This is a genomic window from Paenibacillus roseus (assembly GCF_016424485.1).
Taxonomy (GTDB): Bacteria; Bacillota; Bacilli; order Paenibacillales; family Paenibacillaceae; genus Paenibacillus_D; species Paenibacillus_D roseus.
Genome location: NZ_JAELUP010000008.1, coordinates 1 through 25,179, shown reverse-complemented (window position 1 = coordinate 25,179; position 25,179 = coordinate 1). Strand labels below are relative to the sequence as shown.

The 25,179-nt window shown below is 47.7% G+C and carries 32 protein-coding genes and 1 pseudogene; 5 read left to right on the top strand and 28 right to left on the bottom strand.

The genetic code is table 11. The features are described from left to right. Positions 1–49: 49 nt before the first annotated feature. Positions 50–199 (bottom strand): annotated as a pseudogene (locus tag JFN88_RS24370) (group II intron reverse transcriptase/maturase); the annotation flags it as partial. 96 nt (positions 200–295) lie between these two features. On the opposite strand from JFN88_RS24370, the gene JFN88_RS24760 reads away from it, so the two are divergent. Then, positions 296–427 carry a hypothetical protein gene (locus JFN88_RS24760; RefSeq protein ID WP_269846505.1) on the top strand — a complete coding sequence of 44 codons (132 nt, stop codon included), beginning with the start codon at positions 296–298 and terminating at the stop codon, positions 425–427. Positions 428–560: 133 nt separating this feature from the next. Here the strand turns inward: JFN88_RS24760 and JFN88_RS03775 are convergent, their stop codons facing one another. The 22 genes from JFN88_RS03775 to JFN88_RS03670 form a co-directional block, all read right to left on the bottom strand. Beyond that, a complete protein-coding gene (locus JFN88_RS03775) occupies positions 561–1,049 on the bottom strand; it encodes a phage tail protein (protein WP_500048317.1) in 489 nt (162 codons plus the stop codon). Further along, a complete protein-coding gene (locus tag JFN88_RS25600) occupies positions 1,042–1,320 on the bottom strand; it encodes a phage tail family protein (protein WP_199018040.1) in 279 nt (92 codons plus the stop codon). Before JFN88_RS25600 ends, JFN88_RS03775 begins: the two co-directional genes overlap by 8 nt. 24 nt (positions 1,321–1,344) lie before the next feature. Then, positions 1,345–1,647, bottom strand: a complete 303-nt coding sequence (locus tag JFN88_RS03765) for a hypothetical protein (protein ID WP_199017993.1) — start codon at positions 1,645–1,647, stop codon at positions 1,345–1,347. A 31-nt stretch (positions 1,648–1,678) separates the two neighbouring features. Beyond that, positions 1,679–1,906, bottom strand: coding sequence for a hypothetical protein (locus tag JFN88_RS03760; RefSeq protein ID WP_199017992.1), 228 nt, complete (start codon positions 1,904–1,906; stop codon positions 1,679–1,681). 64 nt (positions 1,907–1,970) lie between these two features. Further along, positions 1,971–3,554 carry a hypothetical protein gene (locus JFN88_RS03755; protein ID WP_199017991.1) on the bottom strand — a complete coding sequence of 528 codons (1,584 nt, stop codon included), beginning with the start codon at positions 3,552–3,554 and terminating at the stop codon, positions 1,971–1,973. A gap of 4 nt (positions 3,555–3,558) precedes the next feature. Next, entirely contained in the window at positions 3,559–4,179 is a 621-nt protein-coding gene (locus JFN88_RS03750) for a YmfQ family protein (protein WP_199017990.1), read from the bottom strand. Between the two features lie 3 nt (positions 4,180–4,182). After that, positions 4,183–5,202 (bottom strand): hyaluronate lyase N-terminal domain-containing protein, encoded by a 1,020-nt coding sequence (locus JFN88_RS03745; protein WP_199017989.1) that lies wholly within the window; start codon positions 5,200–5,202, stop codon positions 4,183–4,185. Between the two features lie 13 nt (positions 5,203–5,215). Further along, positions 5,216–6,238 carry a DUF2793 domain-containing protein gene (locus tag JFN88_RS03740; RefSeq protein WP_199017988.1) on the bottom strand — a complete coding sequence of 341 codons (1,023 nt, stop codon included), beginning with the start codon at positions 6,236–6,238 and terminating at the stop codon, positions 5,216–5,218. A 100-nt stretch (positions 6,239–6,338) separates the two neighbouring features. Next, the gene (locus tag JFN88_RS03735) at positions 6,339–6,746 is read right to left on the bottom strand and encodes a phosphoglucomutase (protein ID WP_199017987.1); all 408 of its coding nucleotides are present in this window, start codon (positions 6,744–6,746) and stop codon (positions 6,339–6,341) included. 4 nt (positions 6,747–6,750) lie between these two features. Beyond that, positions 6,751–7,788 (bottom strand): baseplate J/gp47 family protein, encoded by a 1,038-nt coding sequence (locus tag JFN88_RS03730; RefSeq protein ID WP_199017985.1) that lies wholly within the window; start codon positions 7,786–7,788, stop codon positions 6,751–6,753. Beyond that, complete coding sequence (locus tag JFN88_RS03725) at positions 7,788–8,171, bottom strand: DUF2634 domain-containing protein (RefSeq protein WP_199017983.1); 384 nt, start codon at positions 8,169–8,171, stop codon at positions 7,788–7,790. The genes JFN88_RS03730 and JFN88_RS03725 overlap by 1 nt, the downstream gene beginning before the upstream one ends. Beyond that, positions 8,172–8,468, bottom strand: a complete 297-nt coding sequence (locus JFN88_RS03720) for a DUF2577 domain-containing protein (protein WP_199017982.1) — start codon at positions 8,466–8,468, stop codon at positions 8,172–8,174. Beyond that, positions 8,465–9,439, bottom strand: coding sequence for an XkdQ/YqbQ family protein (locus JFN88_RS03715; RefSeq protein ID WP_199017980.1), 975 nt, complete (start codon positions 9,437–9,439; stop codon positions 8,465–8,467). Before JFN88_RS03715 ends, JFN88_RS03720 begins: the two co-directional genes overlap by 4 nt. Next, entirely contained in the window at positions 9,439–10,188 is a 750-nt protein-coding gene (locus JFN88_RS03710; protein ID WP_199017978.1) for a LysM peptidoglycan-binding domain-containing protein, read from the bottom strand. The genes JFN88_RS03715 and JFN88_RS03710 overlap by 1 nt, the downstream gene beginning before the upstream one ends. A gap of 59 nt (positions 10,189–10,247) precedes the next feature. Then, positions 10,248–12,416 carry a hypothetical protein gene (locus tag JFN88_RS24365; protein ID WP_233167385.1) on the bottom strand — a complete coding sequence of 723 codons (2,169 nt, stop codon included), beginning with the start codon at positions 12,414–12,416 and terminating at the stop codon, positions 10,248–10,250. Positions 12,417–12,571: 155 nt separating this feature from the next. After that, positions 12,572–12,745 carry a hypothetical protein gene (locus JFN88_RS03700; protein WP_199017976.1) on the bottom strand — a complete coding sequence of 58 codons (174 nt, stop codon included), beginning with the start codon at positions 12,743–12,745 and terminating at the stop codon, positions 12,572–12,574. Further along, complete coding sequence (locus JFN88_RS03695; protein ID WP_199017974.1) at positions 12,745–13,167, bottom strand: phage tail assembly chaperone; 423 nt, start codon at positions 13,165–13,167, stop codon at positions 12,745–12,747. Before JFN88_RS03695 ends, JFN88_RS03700 begins: the two co-directional genes overlap by 1 nt. Positions 13,168–13,221: 54 nt before the next feature. Beyond that, on the bottom strand, positions 13,222–13,692 hold the full coding sequence (locus JFN88_RS03690; protein WP_199017972.1) for a phage tail tube protein: 471 nt from the start codon (positions 13,690–13,692) through the stop codon (positions 13,222–13,224). A gap of 1 nt (position 13,693) precedes the next feature. Beyond that, the gene (locus JFN88_RS03685; protein ID WP_199017970.1) at positions 13,694–15,010 is read right to left on the bottom strand and encodes a phage tail sheath family protein; all 1,317 of its coding nucleotides are present in this window, start codon (positions 15,008–15,010) and stop codon (positions 13,694–13,696) included. A gap of 1 nt (position 15,011) precedes the next feature. Beyond that, positions 15,012–15,212, bottom strand: coding sequence for a hypothetical protein (locus tag JFN88_RS03680; protein WP_199017968.1), 201 nt, complete (start codon positions 15,210–15,212; stop codon positions 15,012–15,014). Further along, complete coding sequence (locus JFN88_RS03675) at positions 15,202–15,627, bottom strand: phage tail terminator family protein (RefSeq protein WP_199017966.1); 426 nt, start codon at positions 15,625–15,627, stop codon at positions 15,202–15,204. Before JFN88_RS03675 ends, JFN88_RS03680 begins: the two co-directional genes overlap by 11 nt. A 222-nt stretch (positions 15,628–15,849) precedes the next feature. Continuing rightward, positions 15,850–16,488 (bottom strand): ECF-type sigma factor, encoded by a 639-nt coding sequence (locus JFN88_RS03670; protein ID WP_199017965.1) that lies wholly within the window; start codon positions 16,486–16,488, stop codon positions 15,850–15,852. 271 nt (positions 16,489–16,759) lie between these two features. Between JFN88_RS03670 and JFN88_RS03665 the strand changes: the two genes are divergently transcribed. The 4 genes from JFN88_RS03665 to JFN88_RS03650 all read left to right on the top strand — a co-directional run bounded on the left by JFN88_RS03665 (position 16,760) and on the right by JFN88_RS03650 (position 19,376). Continuing rightward, positions 16,760–17,203, top strand: coding sequence for a helix-turn-helix domain-containing protein (locus JFN88_RS03665; protein ID WP_199017963.1), 444 nt, complete (start codon positions 16,760–16,762; stop codon positions 17,201–17,203). A 267-nt stretch (positions 17,204–17,470) separates the two neighbouring features. After that, entirely contained in the window at positions 17,471–17,797 is a 327-nt protein-coding gene (locus JFN88_RS03660; protein ID WP_199018030.1) for an ImmA/IrrE family metallo-endopeptidase, read from the top strand. A 380-nt stretch (positions 17,798–18,177) separates the two neighbouring features. Beyond that, positions 18,178–18,921, top strand: a complete 744-nt coding sequence (locus tag JFN88_RS03655; RefSeq protein ID WP_199017961.1) for a GTP pyrophosphokinase — start codon at positions 18,178–18,180, stop codon at positions 18,919–18,921. Positions 18,922–19,037: 116 nt separating this feature from the next. Next, the gene (locus tag JFN88_RS03650) at positions 19,038–19,376 is read left to right on the top strand and encodes a L,D-transpeptidase (RefSeq protein ID WP_199017959.1); all 339 of its coding nucleotides are present in this window, start codon (positions 19,038–19,040) and stop codon (positions 19,374–19,376) included. Positions 19,377–19,621: 245 nt separating this feature from the next. On the opposite strand, the gene clpC is transcribed toward JFN88_RS03650, so the two are convergent. The 5 genes from clpC to JFN88_RS03625 all read right to left on the bottom strand — a co-directional run bounded on the left by clpC (position 19,622) and on the right by JFN88_RS03625 (position 24,977). Then, entirely contained in the window at positions 19,622–22,084 is a 2,463-nt protein-coding gene (clpC, locus tag JFN88_RS03645) for an ATP-dependent protease ATP-binding subunit ClpC (RefSeq protein WP_199017957.1), read from the bottom strand. Between the two features lie 18 nt (positions 22,085–22,102). Continuing rightward, positions 22,103–23,167, bottom strand: coding sequence for a protein-arginine kinase McsB (gene mcsB / locus JFN88_RS03640; protein WP_199017955.1), 1,065 nt, complete (start codon positions 23,165–23,167; stop codon positions 22,103–22,105). 24 nt (positions 23,168–23,191) lie between these two features. Next, positions 23,192–23,716 carry a protein-arginine kinase activator protein McsA gene (gene mcsA, locus JFN88_RS03635; RefSeq protein WP_199017953.1) on the bottom strand — a complete coding sequence of 175 codons (525 nt, stop codon included), beginning with the start codon at positions 23,714–23,716 and terminating at the stop codon, positions 23,192–23,194. A 33-nt stretch (positions 23,717–23,749) separates the two neighbouring features. Further along, entirely contained in the window at positions 23,750–24,211 is a 462-nt protein-coding gene (locus JFN88_RS03630; protein ID WP_199017951.1) for a CtsR family transcriptional regulator, read from the bottom strand. Between the two features lie 445 nt (positions 24,212–24,656). Next, positions 24,657–24,977, bottom strand: a complete 321-nt coding sequence (locus JFN88_RS03625; protein ID WP_199017949.1) for a hypothetical protein — start codon at positions 24,975–24,977, stop codon at positions 24,657–24,659. Positions 24,978–25,179: the final 202 nt, after the last annotated feature.

Below are 25,179 nucleotides of genomic sequence, written 5' to 3'. Positions count from 1 at the left end.
CTGTTTTAGACGTGCAAATGTGTGAGTTGAGTTACTATCTAAGCCACCACAACTTTGTTGCCATCTGTATGACGCGGTCTCGGACAGTGGGGATGCCGAGCTGCCTTTTCTTCCCCTCTTTCTTCGGGATGTAGTGCCGTCGAACCGGTTGTGAATGGTAGTTGCCTTCTTTCAGGATGCGGTGGCATTCTTGCAGGAAAGCTTCTTGTATTGAATTATCTTTCATTGGTATAATCTTACTTATGTCAGTGTGTGGGTTGTCACGGCGCGCTCTCTATAAAGGAGGTGGTGCACCGTGACTTTACTTGAAGCTGTTTATCTATTCTTCAAAATTCTTGCTACTTTCCTGAGCCTGTGGTTCAGTGGACGCAAGGTTTATCGTTGGATCAGAAAACGTTCAAAACAAAAACCCACCGCTAAAGGCTGAGCACCTTCGGTGGGTTTCTGCTGTGCTCTAATTTAAGACCAGCGTGCCGGCATCAAGCCTACACTGACTGGGGAGGGTAGCGCCTCCCTTATTTCTATTTTAAGCATATCATAGCCGTTTTAGACGCGCAATGTTAAATAATATCGTTATAGTCTTTTAAGAAGTAATTCGCAAGTTGTACATTGGGACGAGTATTAGGTTCGTATGGATAATCAACGACTTCGATTGCCCGCGCTTCAATATTGTTGATGTCCATACCTTCGTCGAACAACCGCGCTGTATCACCCAAGTAAACTTCTGGCTCCTCATCGTCAATCTTGTGTAAATCAGCTGGACTAACTAGTACATCAAGAGCCGGGACTTCATTTTCTCGAAGAAACTTCCGCGTGAACCCCAAAAGTTCAAGAGATTCTTGAATTTCCTGGTTAATGACTTCGCCATCAAAATAGGTATTGGTTGTATTTGACCAGTATCCTACATAAGGAGAAATGAGATAATTCACTTTTATCACACCGTCAACAATTGCTCCTGGTACATCGTTTAGGAGCCTGTATTCTTCCGCTGTAAGGTGCGAAGTTGACAAACCAATAAATGTCCGTCCGTCTTTCATCTGGCTAAACAAGAGTGTTACAAGCGCTCGGGAACTGTCTTTGAAATTGATGCTTATGATATTCTTCTTCAACCGGTAATGAAGGCCACGATCCATTCCAACCCGCTTCTTGATGTGAATAACGATTATCAGGTTCAATTTCACATTGATATTTTTCGATGACGTAATTCAGAGCCTGTAGTGCGTTGCCGCGCCCAAAGTCTTTAATATCCTTCAGTTCAAAAGCATCATCAACGGAAAATGTGAATTTACCGCCTGTAGCTGCCAAAATAGAATTCAGCAATGTTGCAATGTTAACCCCAAAAGCTTATTCAATATATGAAGCGTATGGAAATTTGAAGTCGGACATTTTGAACATGATATGCATAAATTCGAACTGAACTAAGCGCTTAAGTCCTTCTCTTTTTCGAGCTCGATCATTTATGACGTAAAATTGGTCACGTTCGTCTTGAACGTGGCCTTTCGGTTGTGCTAATTCATAATCATCCGTCCCCATTGGAAGGGTAAACTGGATTTCATAATCTGAATTTATTCTTCTCCGCCTCTGTATATCCATTGCATTAGGTAACAGTCCGATCGGTACCAAGTTCTTATCAAATACCTTGAGCATTTCCTTCCCTCCCCTAAATAAAAAGGCCCCGTTAGGAGCCTATACCGTCTTCATCTTTGTTTGGATACAAAAATATGATTTGCTGCGTATCCGGGTCCACTCGGTACCCGATACTATCCGCAAAGTCCTGTTCGTAGTCTCCGTAGTCGAGTTGAAGTATTCCGATTGTGCCCGGCGCACGCTCCGCAAGAACTCCGTAGTCCTCGAAGTCTTGATCCCACGTCGTAGGCACCACACTACCGGACCGCTGCCCGATCATAACTATAACATCACCGGTTTGATTATCGTAATAAAGCTTTGCCCCTATTTGCGTACAATTCCTCCTATTCGAGCGCGTACCATGAGACAAGGGTTTGTGAATCCCCGAAAGCATAAGAATTACCTATAAATGTGAAGGACGAGTCTGTTAAGGACCAAGAAGCTGAGAAAATAAAGTACGTAGATGATGCATAATACTTACGCACCAAATAGGCGTCACTTGAGTTGAACCATCGACCGGATGCGCTATAATCGTCACCGCCATAATACCACCTCAGCACTACAATAGAAGGCCGAAAATTGAGCCCTGTAACAGTTATTGTCACACTATCGGTGCCTCTAACCATACCTTGCGTCCCTTGAGCTGATCGTTTGACAGTACCAGCTACGCCAAAAATTGATTTGCCGGTTAAAATGTTGGCCCCTACGAGATTAGCGTCACCCGCTATCGTTATCGGACTGTTATAGTATCCAGCATCTTTATTCTGCGCTGTTGTCCCTGGCGTTACCGTCCCGCCTGCGCCGCGATCTGGCATTGTGCCGGCTACAAGCCCCGCTTCTGTTCCGATTGTTTTCCCTGCAAGGACATCCGCTGCAACCGCGTCCCCGTACTCACCCCCTTCACCCTGTAAGATAAAAGCCGATCCCGAATAAACGAGCGTATACACCGAATTGAGTTTGAGATTGCCCGCTAAGAGCGTACTGCCGTTGCTTTTTAGGATTGACTTGGCTCCGGTACCGTTTACGTTAAGCGTTACCGATCCGGTATTGGCTAGATGTATTTTAACCGTCACTCGCAGTCCCTCGACCAATGCCGGAGCCGGACTCAACGTTACGGTGTAAGTTGCACCCGTCCCTGCTGTTGTGCCGTATCCGTTGCGGTTATCACTAAGCTGCTTGTCCGTAGCCGCCATCAACCCATTAGCTGATGTTGTCGCCACAGCCGTACCTGCCTTACTGTTCCAGACAGTTTTTTCTGAATCTGTGACAAACCGATTGCTCGCATCTTGGGCAATAATAGACGGTGGATGCGTCGCCGGATGTGTGTAGTTATTCGCCCCGGCAGCAATCCCGTCAAGCTTCGTTCGCTCGGCATCTGTCATAAATCGATTGTTGGCATCTTGGGCAATAATAGAGGCCGGATGTGTCGCCGGATGCGTGTAATTATTCGCTCCCGCCTGAATCCCATCGAGCTTCGATTTATCTGCTGCACTCATAAAGCCGTCAACACTTGAAGTTGCACTAGCATGTGCAGCGCCGCCTGCGCCGACATGGGAAGAAGACACGGCATCCGTGATCCCATATCCGCTCAACGTAGTAGGTTTGGCAGTCACTTCAGAGAAGGCCACATTCCCCCAAGCCGCGCTGCCTGCTGTACTTCCGGCCTTCAGCACTTTGCTGTTATTCCCTGTCCCCGTCGCAGGTACATGAAGATTTCCGTCGCCTGCCGGATGCGTATAATTATTGGCTCCGGCCGCGATCCCATCCAGCTTGGCCTTGTCTGCCGCCGACATTCGACCGGGCGCGGTCGTGCTGGCAAGCTTCGTAACCTCGGTATCCAGCGTATCCATATTGCTGTTCAGATCAGCAATATCGACGATATCTGTACCGTCAGGCTTTTTAAGACCCAGAATTCCTGTTGTTTTCATGTGCTCACTCTCCCTCGTAAACTCTTAGCTCATTCCATGTTTTGCTTTTGGCCTGGTGCCAGTTCAACGCCTTCAAGGTGTCCCACCAGGTATAGGTATATTTGAAGGAGTAGGTCAAATGCGCCGGCTTAATATCCTCAAGAAGCTGAATAAAGCCCGGCATATTGAGCGGAACCCCCATAACCCCGACAAATTGGATCTCAAAGTGATACTCCCCCGGCGTCTCGGCAATCTCGACCTCTCCGCCAGAAAACGCTGCAGCCGCCTGCATGATCATCGCTTTGGTCGTTGTTCCTGATCCCCGCAGCTTTGCCAGCAGCATCTCCCGCCGCCTCTCATAATCTTTGGAAGGATCAAGCGGAAGCCCAAGCTCCTTTTCCCAGCGCTCCAACCCCCAAGTGGCAGACTGGATAAAATGCTGGTCAAGCACATCTTTCATACAGAACTGCTGCAATTCTAGCTCCATACCCAACTGCTTTTGCAGCTCTTCCATTTCTGTTACATCCATATAATAAGAAGGCAAGTAAGACATGAGATCAACTTTACCGGGAACACCAGGCTCTTCGCTTTCTTCGGAATCCTGCCCAAGCAAAAGTTGACCGTATATTTCTGTTCCGTAAGCCACGCTCTACCCCCCCTTCAGTTGATCCCAGGTGATCGTTCCCTTGGTCAAATAACTGGTCGGGTTCAGGTTGCCCCCGTGCCAGATTGTTTGTCCGCCTACTTCTGCCCCAGCAGGCATCTGGATGACAGCCTTGGGATGTACCGTCGTATCTGATGTATACACTGACGATAAGGTTATAGTGTTAAACAAATCCGGGGAATTGGTGTTAATGCTCATTACCTTGCCAAAGACATGAATCGTATTGGCTGCACTCGTATGGGAGACAACAGTTACCTTGTATCGACCGTCTGCAGCGTCATTCCAGAGGTCAGATATGGCGAACAGTTCGGAAATTAAAGGGTCCGCATTTAAATAGTACGCATGCTGGCTTCTAATCGTACTGTTTGTCTGGTTCGTATGAGTGGCAATTCTTTTGGTCATTCTCCCCGCGCCATTGGCATATGACCAGGAGGTCACAATATCAATCTCGAACCAGCCGGCAAAGTCCGAGGTCATAGCCGGGAACACCAGGTTAAACTTCTGGTTCGCGACCCCGTTGGCAAAAGATACGCCTCCCACATATCTCTCCAGATACCTGCTGTCCAGTTTTAACGCCGGAACCTGAAGCGTTCCGCTTGCGGTATCCCCGGCTTTATTGAGAGGCGTATAGCCCAGATTATTTTGTTTACCGTTCCATGTTGTTTTCTCTGCATCGGAAACAAAACGTTTGGCAGCCGACTCCGTCACCTCTGCAGCAGGATGAGTATGTGCGGCAGCAGGGAAGGAAGCCGGCTTGTTTGTCACTCCGCTCCAGTCAATACTGTCTGCGCTCTCTGCCTGATCCACCTTGCCATTATTATTCGTGTCGTAGATGGATTTGAGCATGTCACCCCCGACCCCGGGGGCCGTCAGCAGCACATTACCGGATACAGTTCCAATATGCAGCCTCTGCGTATCCGTACAGTAGCCCAGTTCTCCTACTGCGAGTGTGCCAATATCCTTTTCCAGTCCCCGGCGGATCTGTATCAAGGCTTTTCGGGCCATTGGTTCTCACCTCCTAGAATGTACCGCCATCCACTACAGCCACTGTTAATCGGCTGCCGTTCGCAGAATCGTACACGATACTTTCCTGGTCAATATTCGCTTCAATACCAGTGCCATTGACGACAATTCCTTTTCCTGCTTTGGCGCTTACGCCCGTTGCCGCCACTGTAATTCCATTACCGCCACCGACCGTTAGCGTGATCGTGTCTCCCTGTCCGCCGCCGGTTAGGCCGTTGCCCGCTATTATCGTCTGATTCGCTTCACCCGAGCGCACCCAAGCCGTACTGTTGAACACATAATTTTTATTCTCATCATGGACGTACACGCTCCAGCCCTGCTTAGGCTCATAGTAAATCCACCCTGTGCCTGACCAATGTGCAATCTGATTGGTTTTGCCAGCCCATGCTCCTGTTGCAGAAGCGGGGATAATCCATCGGTAACCCGCTTGCGGCGAAGCTGGCGGAGTCGCGACAACACAGGAGCCGACGCTATCCTGCCAGTCCAGACCGCGGATGGCGTTGCTAATTTCCGTATTTGTTTTTTGCGATGACCACAGCGATGTCGCCCCTGCGGTCGTATCGTTGATTTGACGATGTTTGGCAGCATCATCAATATGCGTTTTGATTTCTGCCGCAGTTTTGGTGTTGGTGCCGTCTGACACTTTGTTTACGCTGCCAGCCGTAATATCTGCTTTTTTAACCTTTGCAAAATTGGTCCCGTCCGTAATATCATCGAGCGTGCCCGTCAGATCGGTCAGCTTCTGGGCACTGATACGTCTCCATGCTGACCCGTCATCAACATAGATGTATCCGGCATTGCTGCCGCTCGTAACATAATACATCCGTCCCGATACACCGCTGTTCGGACGACTTGCTTCTACACCTGACATTGCGCGGCCAGCCAAAATATTATCTGACCCGTCGCCAATGTAAATTTCCTTTGTATCCGTACAAAAGCCCAGCTCGCCTGCGGATAATTTACCGAAGGCATCAAGCTGGGCTTTCGTTCCTCGCCTAATTCTAATCGTCTGGGCCATTGCCTTTCCCCTTTCATATACAAGTTACCCTTATCTGATTACCCTCGCACTAAATGCTGCCGAGATGCCAAACCCGACCCGCCATTTCCGCCGACTGCAATCATTTCTCAAAATAACCGCCGTCTATCAGACCGTTGCTTTTGTAAGACTGAAAATCCTCTTGCGTCCGAACTAAGCTGTCCTGCAACGTATTAATATGGGAGGCATCTACCTGGTCGCCAGGCGTCTCATAGGTAATGTAAACAGCCGTTGCGGACGAGAAAATTTTGATCATCAGCCTCCATGGCGCATCACTAGGCGTTGTGAGCAGCACCTGATCTACCTTTTGACCTGTCAATTTCGGGCCTGTATAGCATTGAATGCTCTCCTTGCGAACGTTGCTGTGGGAAAGATAGCCCTCATAGCTGCCATTTACAAGCTCAACCTCTTCCTCAACCACATACATGCTGCCATCGGGTCTTTTATTGAGCTTTTCCGTAAACTGATCCGTTTTCTCAAGAATAGCCATTGCCTTACACCCCCAAGTTAACCATATGGACAACCGGGACCTCTTCATCACCCAATGCTACATTCGTGCTTTGCCCATTGAGCTTCAGGTCACTGTAATCGGTGACGCCGGGCACATCAAGGAGGATCGTTCCGATCTTGGCCAGACTGAGATAGTTTTGATTGAAAGCTACACTCTGGAAATGAAGATTCAACGCACTTGTGAAAGCATCCACCACATGCTGCAAGGTATAGCCTTGAGCGAGCGTTACTACGCCTGCCACCGCTACTTCTTTGCCTGTAGCCGGGCTTACAGTAACATTGGCTCCGATCGGCCTCAGCTGCTCAATGTGATTCCTCACTTCAAGCACAAGCTCCGTCGCAGGCGGTTTTTTCTCCGCATCCACAACAACAACCTTCACAGTTCCCGGGCCATTCCATAACGGGTTCACCTTAGCAGCCCCGACCCCGCTTACTTCCAGCGCCCAGTTCTTGTAATCCGAGACATTCCCTCCGGATGAAGGCGTCTGCACTCTCGCCAAATATCGCGCTCTAAGCGCATCATCGCTTTCCGCTTCCGTGCCAGGGATCAAAACCTCGGCAAGCTCTGCCCTGGCCAAGTCCTGTACATAATCGATTGGCAGCAAGTTTCCGTAGCTTTGATTGCCAAGTACGCCCGGCGTCTCGCATTCCACTGTATATTCGCCTTTTTCCAAACGTTTAATGACCTTAAAATTCAGATTGCTCGCCGAATAGCGTGTAAGGAGAGGGACATCTATACGAACATTTTGATCGTCATAAAAAATCGCCCTGCGCTGTGCCGGAGCAGCCGGTCTGCGACGCAGGCCGAAATCCGATGCCCGCCGCTCCAGAAATTCACCGGAAGCCGTGTCTGCAAAGGACAGGTTTAAATTAATATCCAGCTCCATATACATTTGGGCCAGTTCCGCTGCAGCAGGAGCCAGAGCATCATAAATGATGCTTCCCTCCCGCTTGTCCAACGTGAAAGGAACCCTCGTCAGCATTCGGTCCAACAGATATTCAAACGTGTTTGTTTCGTACATTAATTCACCTCCTGCAATACAGAAAAGCGCCCTGCCGTAGATACAACTGTAAACTCGACAAGCGCGCTCTCCCCTGTTCTTTGTACTCTTAGATTTTCAATCGCTTGAATTCGCTCATCCCAAAGCAGCGCTTCGGTGATCCAGCGTTCGAGTTCGCTGTTCATGGCATTGACTTGTAATTCAGAGCCATAGTTTGGGCTGTATATTAAATAATAAAAGCGCTCAGTTGCCAATATTTTATAAACAGCCTGTTGAATAGCCTCCAGGCTATCCACGTTTCCTACAATTCGGCCTTGATTCAAGTCCAGTTTATAGGTTCTGCTGGGCTGTTCACTTTGCTGTTCATACTGAATTTGTGGAGACAGTACACCCTGGGGCAGCATTTATTCCACCACCTTATCCAGAATCAGATAATCTTGCCCACCCTGATAACGCAACAATATAACTTTATCACCAACTTGAAGCCCCTCATGCAAAATGTACTCCTCGGAACCAATCATCACTTTCTTTTCCATCAATGACTGGGGGACAACCAAAAAAGCCCTGGGAAGCTGCAAACGCTGATTCACGTTGACCTCCAAGGGGCTCGTATTGGTTACTCTCCCATACAGCACAGCTACGGGATTTCCGGCTTCAACTGCGTTGGCTCCGATTAACTTGATTTGGTCGATTAGACTCATGATCCGTACACCACCAATTCCAGTGACATCGTATGCGCATCTCCATCAAACTGATGCGTACAATCGTTGACAACATAATAGCCTTGAATACCAAGCTCTTTAATGATGAGCAAAATTGTATTGCCCGCTCTGACTCGAGCGTCACCAAGGGCAGTCACCGTTAATGAAACCTGCTCCCGGTTCTTCAGTTCAATCAGATTATTTAAGGTTTGATTGATCTGGGCCTCATTTTGCCCGTCATCAACCTTCTCATAATATTGAAGCGTCCCCCACTTGGCAATCGTGGCGCTGTCTCTGGCCATATACACCTCTCGCTTGCCCGTGTCCTTATTGTCTCTGACCAATTTGATTTGGTTATAGGTTTCATTGTCGATGGAGCGTTTGCCGCTGAAGGAATACAACAAGCTTTTTTCCCCTAACACAACATCCAGCTTCATGTCTTGAAGGTTGCGGAGCGTCAGCTTGCCAAAATCATCATAAAACACATACAGCCCTTTATTCGCCATAAGTGTGCTGTCCAAAGCCTTGCATATGATGTCCATCAGCTTTTTCCCCTCTTCCAGCATCTTCGGAATAACATGCTGGGTATTCGCCAATTGCCCCAATTTAAGGTTGTTGTCTTCAGCAATTTTTCGAATGATTTGCGTTGCGGTAACATTGGTAAATACATAGGTGTCATCGCCCATTAAATACCGCATTTGGTCATAAGCCATCACACTCAAAGATTCTTTTTCATCCTCGTCTAATGAGAAAATATACCCGTAGAACAGATTTTGTCCCTTGATTTTGATACGGATTATATTGCCGGGCGCACATTTAAAATCCCGGGATGTGTACGGCGAAGTTTTCACAAATGAAAGCTCTGCACTGGAAGCCTTGCCTACCCGGCCTGTTGTATACTTCAGACTCGTCACCATCCCGGAGATATCCCACATCATGCCATCCCGATTATCAATAATGATTTCCAGCATTACTTCTTCCGCCTTTCCGGCAGCCTGAGAACCAGACCAATCGGGAGCTTCGTCACCTTATCGTAGCTAATTTTGTTCAGCTCCATGATCTCCTTCCACCCAGAACCGTCCCCAAGCTGCGACTGAGCGACAGACCATAAGGAATCATTCTTCTTGAGAGCATAGGTTTTAGGAGGAACCCTTTCATCAGGACGTGCAGGGGTATCTTTGCTTACTTTCGTCTCCCCTTGCGTGTTTGTATCGACAATCACCCTTCGGGCCATGTAAAACTTATATTCCTTAAACGACAGTTTGAACGCAATATCTCCGCCTTCTCCTGCTGCTTCCCTGCGGTCGAATTGCTCAATACTTACTGCCATAGTGAAGTCCAGGGTCTCCGTCTTCACAGATAATCGTGACGGATGGCCTGAGGCTTGCCACTGATTAATTTTTTGAATATAGTAGCTGGGACTCTTCCACTTATCTTTATTAATAGAAAGATAATGAACGCGTCTTGCCGGGAATACCCCTTCAAAGCTAATCTCCGCTAGTTCCCCGGACTGGATAATATTAATTTCCCCAATACCTAAAATATCATAGGTCTGGCCTCTCCCTTTCTTTTGCACCTCAATCGACTCCGGTAGTACCGGAAAGTCAAACGATTCAGCGCCATTGTTATGGCTGAGTGTAAAGCGGTATAGCGGCTCTTTGTTCTCCCCATCCTCTGATTTTGCAACTGCTGTTTGTTCTATTCCGCTACTCAGAAACATCACCCCTTAAACCAGATACACCACATTTTCTATCAACGGATGACTAACATACTTGAATCTTACCCATATGCCCCACTTGCAGTGCTACTAATTTGGTTGACCAGTATCTGTTCAATTTTCCCAATCATCGTATCTGCATCATCCCCGTTGCGGATATCTCCTGTTGTCACCTGAACCGTCGGAGTAAGTGTGACAAAGTTCTGGATCGCCTTCATCTCAGCCAAATCCCGCATAACCTTGAGATCCTCGCTTGAAATATCCACTTTCTCATCAATGCCGCCAAGTGTATTGACACGATTGACTTGATCGATATTTTTATTGTTATCCGTCGCAGCCCAGTTACCCTGTTTTGAAGTTCCGGATAAAAACTTGTCAGCATTGATATCTCCAAGGGAATTCGACAGGTTTGACGTTGCATTGAAGCCTTGATTAAACTGATCATTCCAGTTGCCGTAATTCATTTTACTGCCGCTTAGGTCAACCGTGTCTTTCGTACTCACAGGCTTCTGCAGTTTGTCCATCATTCCCTTGATTCTATCGCTTATAGCATGGACATTCTGTTCATCGAAGAGCTCTACTTGATCGATTTCAGTGCCAAATATTTTGTTCATCTTTCCAGTTAACCAATTGAAAGCTTTCAAGGCACTATTCACAGCCCCAATGATAGAACTCATGAAGCTTCCTGCAAAGTTTTCAGTTCCCAAAGCCATTTTGTACATATATTCGAGGAAAGTCATCTGCAGATCATAGAACAGCTTTTGAATCGCAAACGTTGGGTCAATAAAAAGATTGATCAGGAATTCAGCAAAGCTGACCAATAAATTCCACAATAAGGCTACAGCATTATATAGCATACCAAACATTGCCATAAATCCGCCCACAACGTACGCGATAATCTCTCCTGTAGAAACTCCAAAGCTATTCAATACATTTATAATAAGCAAAATGACCCCGATAATGAGAAGCAGCGGCCACATAGCGATCATCCACTGCACAAGCCAGATAGCCGCGAAAATAGCAGCAGCGATCCCCAATGCAGTCAAGCCGTTAAGCACCATGTCCCAGTTATCCAGAAGCACTTGAGCAACCCAGGTCACCGCATCAATAATGAGAGTAAAGCCGCCAACAATTGCATTAATAAGGCCATCAAATTTGCTAGAGGCATACGCATTAATCAACAAGTCTGCGATTCCCATCAAGCCTGGCAAGATTCCTAAACCAATCGTCTCTTTGATGCTCTGGAGAATGTTTTGTATTATTCTGAATTGGCCCTCAGGTGTCTTCCCCATCTCGCGAGCAAGTCCTTCACTATCTTTATTCAAGGCTTGAATTAATAGTGCTGTCCGCTCGGCCTCTGTACCGTAACTGAACAAATTCCTTTCCGCATCGGTAAACATAGAACCAAGCGCCTTGCCGTTTCGGGTGATGGAATCCAATTCACCATTCATAGCTCTGCCCATCAAATCGGCTGCTTCTTTGATTTGATCTTGATCGATGTTAATACCAAACATCTCGGTAGCCATGTTGTACAACGGTTCAGTCAGTGCAGCAATATTTTCCGGCCCTTTCACATACTGTGCCAGTTGAGCCTGACCAGCAATTCCGGTATTCGCGTTAATGCCTGTAACCAGACTTAACTTGTCAGCCTGATCTTCGACCATATTGATGGAGCCCTGGCTCTGTCCATTCGTGTTCCCCATAATGCTTTGAAGCTGCTGCTCGGCCTGAATACGTTCATTGGCTGCCGCTACAGCTTGTTTGCCGAAATCTAACGCTTTTTCAAAACCTGTTTGAAGTTTGGAACCCATATTCAGACCGGCTACCATATTCAATATCCCTTTAACCAGACGGAACATACCGCCTATTAGAGACCCTATAACAAAGACAGTTCCTTTAATAACGGCAGTAATGCCGGAAATTACTCTCCCTATGAGGGCAATTCCTCTTACTATGTTTAAAATTAATCGCAACGCTCGTCCCATAGCTGTTGTACTGTCTGTGACTCTCCATAATAGCCTGAAAACAATTCGAAGAACCGTTGCAACCATTCTCAATAACCTTACAATAAATAAAATCATTCTAATTACTGTTGCTATTCTTAAAATAGTCATGATAATTGTTCTGCTTGTTTGAAAGACATTAACTGCAAATTTTTTAATTGCATTTGCCGTACTTGTCACAATTCCACTTATTGTGGTTATCGTATTTCGCCCTATTGTGTTCATCATAGTTATCATGTCTCGTATGCTTATGACGTTCACCGCCCTTCAAGCGTAGACTGCTGGCTGTTAGTTAACAGGCCCAGATCGTTTCACGTAAAAGTAGAAGTCGATTGTTTACATGAAGCGTATAGTAAAAAAAGAAAGCGGCCATCAACGGCCGCTTATCTTGTCTTCATCTTCTTCTGATGTTGCTTCTCAGTTTTAATCCGAACATCAATCATTGCATAAATGGCTGCTCTTTCATACCTGCTCATGGCAATGAGTTGATGCGGCAAAATGTGCAGCTCGTGGAGGGCATAGTAGGCGTAGTTGGCCTCCCCGTCGCCCTCCTCCATCAGTTTTTTACTTCGTCTACCAGTTCGGACATATCACGGTCAAAGCCATTCAATTCCTGCACCTTTTTTAACAGTACACCGAACTCCCCCGGCAGCAGCATTTTGCGCAGCAATGACTCCGCGCCTACTGTATTGTAGGATTTTTGAAGTTCGGGGTCCTTCAGCTCAGGATAGACAACCGAAGCTGTCACCAGACGGGCTACATACTCCTCCTGATTCGTCTCGACGGAATACGAACCGTTTTTTCCCTTGATTCTTTTCGTAGAGGCTTTGCGGATTTCGGTATTATGATCCTCCGTAATGCTGCGAAGCTGCCAAGGAATCGGGTTTCCTTCTTTATCCTTAAAGCGCTCGGATACAACAAATTCCTCCGTAGTGTCGATCACTGCATTTTGTGCAAAAAAAGCTTGAAATTGACTCATATGATAGTCCTCCAGTATGTTTAAAAGTTTTATTGTCGTATAAATGATTTCAACTTAGCCAAGCGTAGGGCTCTTAAAGGTATCGGCTGCTGCAATAAATACATCTTCAAAAGTAAATTCAATTTCCTCTTCCAGCGCGTCGCTCTCTGTATCCAAAGAAGCCATGACGATGCTATTCAGGTTGACGTTATTCAGCGTGACACGTTGTGTGCCAATCGATGAAGCGGGGTCCTCATTGACTACCGTAATGCTGAAATACGTATCAATACCTTCGTTAATATATTTCAACATCATTGTGCGGAACAGAGAAGTAACATAGTAAATCGTCATGCTGCCAGTACCGCTCCAGCCAGATGCTTTATGCTGAGTCCCTCTGCGGCCAAGCGTGCGGATTTCCGCTTTATTTTTTTCAACGGTCGCCTCCAGGCTCTTGATATAGAACATTTCTTCTTTTTTACCGTCAATTACTGCATAAGCACGGCCCTCCTGGCCGGAAATTACATCTTTCGCTCTCAAGAAACCCATCTTAGACCACCGTCACTTTCAGATAAATTTTTTCTACGGAATCCACTGGCTGAATGTTCAGTTCCATGTACACGCTGTCGGCAGAGCTGCCTTGGCGGATCGAGAAATCTGTCTGCGAATTGAAATTCTGGATCGCGGCTGCGCCTTGCAGGCTTTCCAGGTATGTGATGCATTCGTTGCGCAGCAGGCTGCGTCCGTCATCGTTGTTGTTGACGCGGCCGACATAGAACGATTCGAAAATCCGCTTCAGGTCGTTAGCAATGCCGTCCAATACACGAATGACACGGTTCTTGCTAAACGGCCTCGCCTTTTCCGGCGAAAAGCTGGTCAAGGAGTTAATATCCTGCTCCACCACGGCTTGTCCATTGGCTGCAGTAAATACGAATTCACCGTTCAGCAGCGCCGCCTCAATCTGAGAATGCGTATAGCGGATGGACGTATCAATGGCGCCGTCATACGCACGGTAGGTAAGCGATTCGTTCAGCGCTGCGCCTGCAGTCGCTCCAGCTACCCATGCCGTTGCCTCTGCAGCGGTCAATGTCTCCCCATCGGACAAAATGACGCCGTTCTTGACACTGATGACGCCTTCGTAGTCGGCATTCGGGTAATTTTCCAGCACCGCCTGAACTTTCTGGCCTTCTGTTTCTCTCAAACGCTGGATAAATGCCGCATATACGCCCTTCAATGTGCTGTCAGTGGAGACAAGAGCGACGGTATTAAATCTTTGCAGCTCCAACTTGGCAAGATAATCCGTATGATCGGCATTGGTTACGGTTCCGTCTGTACCGCCCGCCAGCGGTACACCCGCTGATGCCACCAGGTCGGCCGTTCCGCCAAAGCTCACCCAATCATTAGCTTGAAGGTCCGCTGCCTTGGCACCGATCTGACGGTCCACCTCAGCGCCTTCCAGCAAAGTGAGCACCTCGAATTTGCCTGTCTGATCAAGGCTTGGTCGAATAACCACGCTCAAGCTGTTCCCCCGAGCGCCGCTATGCGCAGCAGTAACCGTCAGGCCGCTATGCGTGGCGGTCGCCTTCACTCCCACATTCAAACGATACAGCAGCAGCGTCTGTGCGCGCTTGAGCGCTTCTCTTACGAGCAGCAGCTCCGGGGAAGTCAAGTCATAGCCGAGCAATGTTTGAAACTCATCTCCCGCCTGAACCGTCAAAATCTGCTTTTCTTGTCCCCATGACAGCGGCAGCGCCAGGCTGACAACGCCTCGATCACCGGCTGTGCCGAGAGCTTGCGGCGCGCTGTTCATATTAATGTAGACCCCCGGACGCACCTTGTTCTGTGTTACGAATGTTCCTCCTGCCATTTTACAACGCCTCCTGTTTCATAAATTGGTCAATCTGTTGCTGAACTTCCGCCTCGGTATAAAGCTTGTTCTCCTGAAGCAGAGCTTTGATCATATCCTTCTGCAAATGGGTATGCTGTCCCGATGCCAGGAATTGCTGCTTCGTATAAGCATAGCCGCCTTCCTGCACGGCTCCATGTTGCTCTTCCGGTTTATTTGCCATTCCTCAATTCCACCTCCGCTTTTAAATGCTGCATGACAGGACCCTGCTGGCGCTCGACCATGATGTGGAAATCATAGTCAACTCTAAAATGAAGCGCGCCTGTTACGGTCTCACAGCGCAGCTTGCTGCCCTTCAATAACGATCCGTCTACAGTGATTTGGGTTAGTTGATTGAAGAGAAGCTCATAAACTTCAAGCTGCGCCTCTCCGCTCTCTCCTTGCCCTTTCACATACAGAATGTCGAAGGTATGCCCTCGCTTGTAACGATGGCCCGTTTCCCTATCCTGAGCCGCCGACCATAAGCTGAGAATCAGACACGGTCCTTGACCCTCAGTATCAGCCAGCGAATCAACAACAGGAACCTGCGGAAAATGCTCCGCTAACACATCAAGCACTCCGTCTCGCACCGTCTTCACTGTAATCGCAATACGCCTTCACTCCCTCCAATCCACAACCGCCTGCCTAAGCGAAATCAGCCATTCCATCTCATGGACAGAAGCAGCCGTCCTCGCATAGCAAAAAGGCTGCCCGAATGGACAGCCTCTTCTCGCAACCGTTTGTTTATCATTTTTTCCACATTACCATAATAACACGGATATTTCGTCAAAAGGGGACTTGTGCGGGACACTTATGGGACATTAACGGGACAGGCCGGCAAGCTCGGCATATTCTTCAATCGCCTTCGGCTTCCAGCGGGAAAATGTCTTGCGAACGATCAACAGCTGCGCAGACACTTCCTCCACCGACATGCCTTCAATAAAACGCAGCTTCAGCAGCTTCGTGTAATCCGGCTTGTATGTAGCCAGCAATTCCAGCGCGCCGTCAATCCGCTCCTTCTGCTCTTGCAGTTCCTTGATCTCATCCAGCCGCCGCAGCGCTCCCTCATAGCCTTCATAGCTGTCTCCGTCACCGCGCCGGGCTTCCAACACCTTCGCTACGCGGCGGGCGATATCGTTCAGCTTGCCCTGATCCTCCTCATCAACCCCGCTTGCTCGCCGCACCTCGCGAAGCTGACTCAGCGTCCCTGTCGTATAATTCTCCAGATAAGCATGTGCCGTCAACTCCAGGTCCTGCTCCTTCTGCGACAAATACATATAGGAAGGCATATCCTTCAACTTCCGATGCAACGCCTGCAGACGGTCGTTCTCCGGGCCGCGGGATACAGAGATCCCCATACCGACGGGTTGCTTTTCCAGCATGGCGATTCTGCTTGCCAGACGCTTGTATCCCTTCAACTGATTTACAACCTGTTCTTCAAAATACGGTTTATCTGCCATGATGCGACACTCCCTTTTATGATGATTGCTTCTAAGAAGTTGTTTATTGGTTTTAAAAGTCTGTGTTACCGCTGGTAACCTGACAAAAATTCCTTCATTCAATTTATATAGTCCCTTAAAAACACGAACATATGTTCATTTTAGTTCCCTTTAGGAACATTGTCAACGAAATATCCTTCTATTTTTGTTCCGTTTCGACAAATAACTATGTTTCTTTAAGGAACAATCTGCGGTATAATAAAGGCATTATGTTCCGGTGGTGATACAACATATGACTAGCTTTCATCTGCGTTTTAAACAACTTAGAGAACAACATCAATGGACCCAGGATGAAATTGCCGAGAAATTGGGCGTTCAGCGATCGACTATTGCAGGATACGAATCTGCTGAAAAAAACCGAATCCCTAGGGAGGAAACCTTGCTGAAGATCGCCGATGTGTTTGAAGTATCGCTCGATTATTTGCTTGGACGGTCGGACTCCGTATCACAGAGCACCGCTGGCCAATCCCCGGCTGTGCCGAATTGGGCAACCGCCAAGGACAAACGTGATCTGAAAGTCATGCTCCAAAGCCCGGAAGTGCTCTTCTTCGACGGTATCGAGTTTTCTGAAGAGGACCGTGCGAAGATGATGGGCGTCATGGAGACGATCTTCTGGGATGCCAAAATGAAGAACAAAGAAGCATGGAAGAAAAGCAGAGACAAGAAAAAGTCTTGACACCCGCGGCGAGGCAGTTTTGGGGTAAATTGGTTCCCTATTGGAAGACTGCAGCTTGGACAACGCAATCGGCAGTACAGCGTACGGAATAACAGGCAGGAGACGGAAGAGGCGAACGGTTGCTTTCGCTTTGCTGTTCAACACAACTGACGGGTTGTTAAAGGCGGGGGATATCATTTGGATATTAAAAAGAGAACAAGAAACCTATACAGCAGGTACCGAACCAACTGTCCCTTCAAACTGGCGGAAAAACTGAACATTACCATAATGATATTGAATTTGCCGCATGAGGTTAAGGGCTATTGCCAACGTGTGCTGAGGCGCAAGTATATTGTCATCAATCAAAGCCTCAATGAAAATGAGCGCCGCTTCATATGCGCCCACGAGCTTGGCCATATGATGCTGCACAAAGGCTTTAACCATTATTTTATAACGCGCAGCACTCATTTTATGATCGGCAAGTTTGAACGGCAGGCCAATGAATTTGCTGTTAAGCTGCTTTCATACGGCGAGCAAATGGAGCAGGGAGAACCTTTAGCTTGGTATTTAAGCCGCTGCGGTATACCAGAAGAAATGCACAACTACTATTTTTAAAACAGTTCAACTCCATCCCCTTCAAAATCCGGCAGTCCGTCAACATCTGACGTGTCTAATGCCGGATTTTCCTTACTTTCGACGTCTCTGACAGACCTTGCCTTCGATTTTCGGGCAAATTAAACTCAGCCCCATTTACTCATATCCGATACATGCGACCCTGCAAATGAACCCACAAATTGCCCGGGCGAGGTGCTCTGTAAAGCGAAGGCGAATTGAGTTACAATAGAAGCAAGGAATTCAAAGTATCGTAATAACTTACTTACAAGTTAAGTCAAATCGATCTCCGATTGCCCTGAACCAATCAGACGCTGCCGGAATACTCCCATAAAGGCATGATTGCAAGACCCAAAGAAAAGTTGGATAAGGAGTTTACACCTATGAGCCAATTAACTACTAATGATCTTAAACGTTTTAAAAATGAGCTGACCCGTTTTATGATGATGTACAAGTTTGCTTTGGATGCACTAGAGACCCGTATCGAAATTTTGAAGGAAGAGTTCCAGCTTTTGCATGATTACAACCCGATCGAACACACCAAATACCGACTCAAATCTCCTGAAAGCCTGTTGAAAAAGGTCTACCGAAAGGGCTGCGAATTTTCCTTCGCCAGTGTCCGCACCCATATTAAAGACATCGCCGGCTTGCGGGTTACTTGCTCCTTTTTATCGGATATTTACCGTATCCAGGAAATGTTTGAGCATCAAAGCGATCTGAAAGTGTTGGAAATCAAGGACTATATCAAGAATCCCAAACCAAACGGCTATCAAAGCCTTCACCTGTTGCTTGAGGTTCCGGTGTACATGTCCGACCGCCTGGAATATGTATGTGTGGAAGTACAGGTGCGTACAATAGCCATGGATTTCTGGGCGAGCCTGGAACATAAAATTTTCTATAAATACAACCAGTCCGTACCCGAGCATCTGCTTGCCGAATTGAAAGGCGCCGCCGATTCCGCTTCTGCGTTGGACCGCCAGATGGAGCGGCTGCACCTGGAGATTGAAGAAATCAAGGAAAAGCAATCGAGCGATAATCAGGATGAACTGAAACGAATTATTATTAACAATCAGCAGTTTGCGCTGCCACCGGCGCTTCTCCAGCTTTTAGATGGCAGAGAAGAGTAATAAGCCATTCAAGATTTATTGCTCTTTATGATAAATGCACATTTTCTTACTCGAGTTTGCTCCGCCAAGACCACTCCTTTACTGTGCGCATACTGTGTACAAAAGGAGTGGTTGCTTTGCCTAACTACCGAATTATTGTGGATTTATCCGATCGTACGCTCTACCTCCTGGACGGCAATGTCGTAACCCGCTCGTATCCGGTTGGGATCGGCAAAATGCTGACCCGCACACCCACCGGGGATTATCGGATTATTAACAAGCAAGAAAATCCCGGCGGTCCGTTCGGCGTATTGTGGATGGGCCTGTCCAAGCCCCACTACGGCATCCACGGTACGAATGATCCTTCCTCGATTGGAAGAATGGTATCGCATGGTTGTATTCGGATGTACAACGAAGATGTATTAGAGCTTTCCTCCCTTGTCCCGATTGGCACAAGAGTAACGATTCGAGCATGAGCTGCGGAAACTCGTCGAAAATGAAAGAATGCGACGATACCTTCAGCAAAGACTACCGCCAGCTAAATTCCAGAGGAGCTACCTTCTTTAGGCTGGATTGAGCCAATCGGAATGCAATCATTCTAGTCTGTGAACGATGCAGCCACATTGTCTGGTTTATGAAGGAACCTTCAGAATTAAGAACTTAAAATCAAAGAAATCCCCGCCTGCATAACCATCTGTAGGCGGGGATTTGCTTTTATTTATTATTTAGCTGCAGGCTCTTCTTCTGTTTTCACATCGCCTTGATTTTTTATAACGGTCAGTTCGCCGTCTTTTTCATCAATGGTGAGCGAATCTCCTTTGGAAATAGTGCCTCTGAGCAATTCCTCAGACAATCTGTCCTCGATGTGCTTCTGAATCGCGCGGCGCAGCGGACGTGCTCCGTATTGCGGATCATAACCGGCTTTAGCCAGGAATATCTTCGCAGCATCGGTCAGTTCGAAATCGACCTCTTGCTCACGCAGCCGCTTGCGAAGCTCTGCGGACATGAGGGAAACAATCTGATTGATATGCTCCTGTCCCAGAGAATGGAATACAATGGTCTCGTCGATCCGGTTCAGGAACTCCGGGCGGAAGCTCTTCTTGAGCTCACCCAATACTTTATCCTTCATCTGGTTGAATTCGCGTCCGGCATCCTGTACGGCTGTAAAGCCGAGTGTGGAATTCCGTTTGATCTGATCGGCCCCTACATTAGAGGTCATGATGATCAGGGTGTTACGGAAGTCGACAACGCGCCCTTTGGAGTCGGTCAATCTGCCGTCCTCCAGCACTTGCAGCAGGATGTTGAAAACTTCAGGGTGCGCCTTCTCGATCTCATCCAGCAGAACAACTGAGTATGGCTTGCGACGCACTTTCTCTGTCAGTTGACCGCCCTCTTCATAGCCTACATACCCTGGAGGCGCCCCGACGAGTCTGGATGTCGAGTGCTTCTCCATGTATTCGGACATATCGATACGGATTACCGCATTTTCATCCCCGAACATTGCTTCAGCCAATGCGCGAGCCAGCTCGGTTTTACCGACGCCTGTAGGACCAAGGAAGATGAAGGAGCCCATTGGACGCTTCGGATCTTTAAGTCCTGCTCTCGCGCGGCGAATCGCTCTCGATACAGCCTGAACGGCTTCCGTCTGACCAATTACCCGATCATGAAGAATCTCTTCCATTTTCAGCAGACGTTCGGTTTCACCCTCAGCCAGCTTGACGACAGGAATCCCGGTCCAGCTAGCGACTACCTGAGCAATATCTTCAGGCGTCACTTCAGAGTCCGTACGTCCCTGTTTTTCTTTCCATTGATTCTTCGTCACATCCAGCTCTTCACGAATCTTCTGCTCGGTATCGCGCAGCGCAGCGGCCTTTTCGAATTCCTGGCTTTGTACAGCCGCATCCTTCTCCTTGCGAATATCCTCCAGACGATTCTCCAGCTGTTTCAGATTTGGCGGTACCGTGTAAGAGCGAAGCCTTACTTTGGAACTGGCCTCATCGATCAGGTCAATTGCTTTGTCCGGCAAGAACCGATCCTGAATATAGCGGTCGGACAGCTTCACAGCCTGCTCAATCGCTTCGTCCGTAATTTTAACCCGGTGATGCGCCTCATACCGGTCACGCAACCCGTGAAGAATTTGAACAGCTTCCTCCGGCGATGGCTGATCTACCGTAATCGGCTGGAAGCGGCGCTCAAGAGCGGCATCCTTCTCGATATATTTGCGGTATTCATCCAAAGTTGTTGCACCGATGCATTGCAGCTCTCCGCGGGCAAGCGCCGGTTTTAATATATTCGAAGCGTCAATGGCGCCTTCTGCCCCACCGGCGCCAATCAGCGTATGAAGTTCATCAATGAACAAAACAATGTTTCCCGCCTGGCGAATTTCGTCCATAATTTTTTTCAGACGATCCTCGAACTCCCCGCGGTATTTCGTACCGGCTACAACCGAACCCATATCCAGGGTCATAACACGTTTGTCACGCAGTGTCTCCGGAATTTCATTGGCAATAATTTTTTGGGCCAAGCCTTCAGCAATTGCTGTTTTACCAACCCCAGGCTCACCGATAAGCACCGGATTGTTCTTCGTTCTGCGGCTGAGTACCTGAATCACGCGCTCGATTTCTTTGCTGCGTCCGATTACTGGGTCCAGATTGCCTTCACGGGCGATAGCTGTCAAATCACGGGCAAGACCATCCAGCGTCGGTGTGCTGACATTGGAGGAGGAGCCATGATTGCTCGATACCGCTTCGCTACTGCCCAGCAGTTGCAACACTTGCTGACGCGCCTTGTTCAGGCTGATGCCCAAATTATTCAGTACGCGTGCCGCTACACCTTCACCTTCGCGAATCAGGCCGAGCAAGATATGCTCCGTCCCTACATAAGTGTGACCCAGCTTGCGTGCCTCGTCCATGGACAGCTCGATTACTTTCTTCGCTCTTGGAGTATAAGCGATATTGGTAGGCTGCTCCTGTCCACGGCCGATCAACGCTTCTACCTCATCTTGAATCTTCTCCAGACCAAGACCAAGCGCGATCAACGCCTTCGCCGCAATGCCTTCGCCTTCACGAATCAAACCAAGCAGGATATGCTCTGTCCCAATATTATTGTGTCCAAGTCTGACGGCTTCTTCCTGTGCGAGTGCGAGAACCTTCTGAGCGCGTTCTGTAAATCTTCCAAACATCATAGCTAAACACCTCCATGCTTATGTTTGCTGCGTCAAGTATCGGCGAATCAATTCAGCTCGCCGGATATCCCGTTCGTCAGCATTCAGCTTCTCATCAAACACCTGCTGCAAAAAGCCAGGCTGGGTGAGTACCATTAATTCATTCATTACCTGCGGCCCGACACTTTCAATCAAGTCCAGATCTACTCCGAGCCTAATATCGGATAGCCGCTGAGCGGCCTCCTTGGAATCCATAATCGAAGCATTGGACAAAATCCCGAATGAACGGCGAACACGGTCCTCAATTCTAATCTTGGATTCCGCGACCAGACGCTCGCGGGCAGCCTTCTCATGCTCGATAATTTGCCGGGCTACACCATATAGATTATCAATAATTTCATCTTCAGATTGTCCTAATGTAATCTGATTGGAAATCTGAAATATATTCCCTACAGCTTCACTGCCTTCCCCATAAATGCCGCGTACAGCCAGCCCTACCTGGGTAATTGCGGATAAAATGCGGTTGATTTGATGCGTCAGCACCAGCGCGGGCAAATGCATCATCACGGAGGCACGTATCCCCGTTCCAACATTCGTAGGGCAACTGGTCAAATAGCCTCTTTGCTCATCAAACGCGTAATCCACTTTGGATTCAAATATATCATCAACTTGGCTTGCCAATGACCAGGCTTCCTTAATCTGAAAGCCAGGGTATAAACATTGGATTCGCAAATGGTCTTCTTCGTTAATCATAATGCTAATGGATTCAGAATCATTCAAGATCAAGGCGCCGCCGCGCGATTCACTCGCCAGGTTCGGACTGATCAAATGCTTCTCAACGAGCACTCTCTTCTCCAGTTCACTGAGTTCTGAAAGAATGAAGGTGTCAAAGCGACTAATCTCATTCAGTTCCTCCGACTGAGCGGCAGCAGTAAGCTGCTCCATGACCTCGCGAGACTGCTGGTTGGTAGCCAACATCGGAAACGGCTGCTTCCGCAAATTCCGTGCAATCCGTATACGGCTGCTAATAACAATTTCGGAATCGGGGCCATCACTGCGCATCCAATCGCTTAACGCCTCTTGAGCAAAACGTCGTTTTCCCACCGTTATCCCTCCTGCCTTACCGACCTAACCGGACTGTTCGAGCTTGCTTTCAAGCTCGCGAATCCGGTCGCGAATACCAGCTGCCTTTTCAAATTCCTCCTGCCCGATTCGAAGCTGCATTTCCTTCTTCAATTCTTCGATTTCGCGCTTGAATTGAATCTGGCCGCCGGAGCGTTTGGGAATTTTGCCTACATGTATAGTGTTGCCATGTACCCGCTTGAACAACGGATCAAGCCGGTCCGCGAAGTGACGATAACAAGAACTGCAGCCAAACCGTCCAATTTTGCTGAATTGGGTGTAGGTAAGTCCGCATTCATCACATCGAAGAGTCAGCGGTGGCTTAGGCCCCAGCCCCCCCGTGCTCGACTTCTCAAAATCAAGCAGCCCTGATAGCAAGCTGTGAATCGAAAAGCCTCCGGAGGTTCCCGGTATGCCCTCGCCCTTCTCTCTGGCGCAAGATTCGCAGATATGAAATTCAGTCTTCTCTCCATTTACAATCTTCGTAAAATGAAGAGTAGCCTGCTTTTCACCACATTCCTGACATAGCACGAAGAACCTCAACTCCCTTCAAGCATCATGCCGCTACTTCACTAACAGAGAAATTAGCATCGACTTTAAAATTCTGGCCCGTACCTCATCCCTTAGTGGCAGCTTGAGCGCAATAACATCCCGGTGAATCGCTGCACGAAGCAAGTTCGCTTCTCTAACGGAAATCATCTGCGCTTCCATGAGCTGATAAATCAAGCCTTCCGCTGCGCCCTGGTCAACCATATTTCCAATCGTCTGGTGAATATGACCTTGAATTGCTTTCAGCTTCGGCAGCTCTATCCTCTGGATTCGGATATACCCGCCGCCTCCGCGCTTGCTTTCCACCAAATACCCCTTCTCCAATGTAAAACGGGTACTAAGTACATAATTAATCTGGGATGGCACGCAAGAGAAGCGGTCAGCCAATTCATTTCGTTGAATCTCGATTGAACCTTCGGAGCTATCCTGCAGCAGTTGCTTCAAAAATTGCTCCAGAGCATCTGAAATATTACGCATATCACCAGCCCCTAGAGAATTTACATAACCTTTAAAACTGAAGTCAAAGAGCCTAGCACATTTTAAAATCAATCACTTGACTTTGACTTTCTTTGACTTTAATCATTATTATACGCATATTTCCTGCTAGGTCAAGAGCTTCTACTACAAAAAATTATTGCGCGCCTTGTCATCTTTCTGTATTGTAAACATTCAACGGCTGAATATGCATGAATGAATTCCAAAAAATCAGATTCCAACTCCATTTGCTGACGCCTTACGAACCAGTATATCCATTATTATGGCACAACTAACAATTCAAATTCAAATAACATCCATGAACTAAAGATATGGAAAAGCCGCAGCGTGAATCTGCGGCCTTCTCGGATGAAAACAGGATGTTGTCTTTAACATTCATTGTTAGTGCAGATTCTTTTTCTACCGTCATATTAGAGCTTTGATCACACTACTTAAAAAATCGCTCCAAATCGACTGCCGTTGGTGTTGCTTTCATAATCATTGCGACAGGAATCGTTTCTTTATCTTTTTTAATAAATGCATTCTCTTTAAAATGGTAGCCTTTCTCTTTGGCCATCGTGTAAAACTGACAAAAATGGTTAGCATGTTGGATAGCCTCTGTTTTTGTCGCATAACTGCCGATCAAATTGCCAAAACCAAGCGGATTTGATCGGTTTTGGATACCGACCTGAAATGACGCCTCGCTTGCTTCCGTTTGTTTGACCAGCAACTCACAATCAAAGCATGGAATACGATAATGAATCGTCATTGTAATCACCGCTTTCTGGTTGTTTGGAACTACCTGCTTATGCTCTTTGACTATGTTATGGGGGAGAGAAACTCGTCTCCTTATTCCGGATTACCCGGATACGTCAAATTGCAAACATAAAACAAAAAACCCGTTGAACCTAAAGTTCAACGGGCCATTCGTGCTTGGCGACGTCCTACTCTCCCAGGACCCTGCGGTCCAA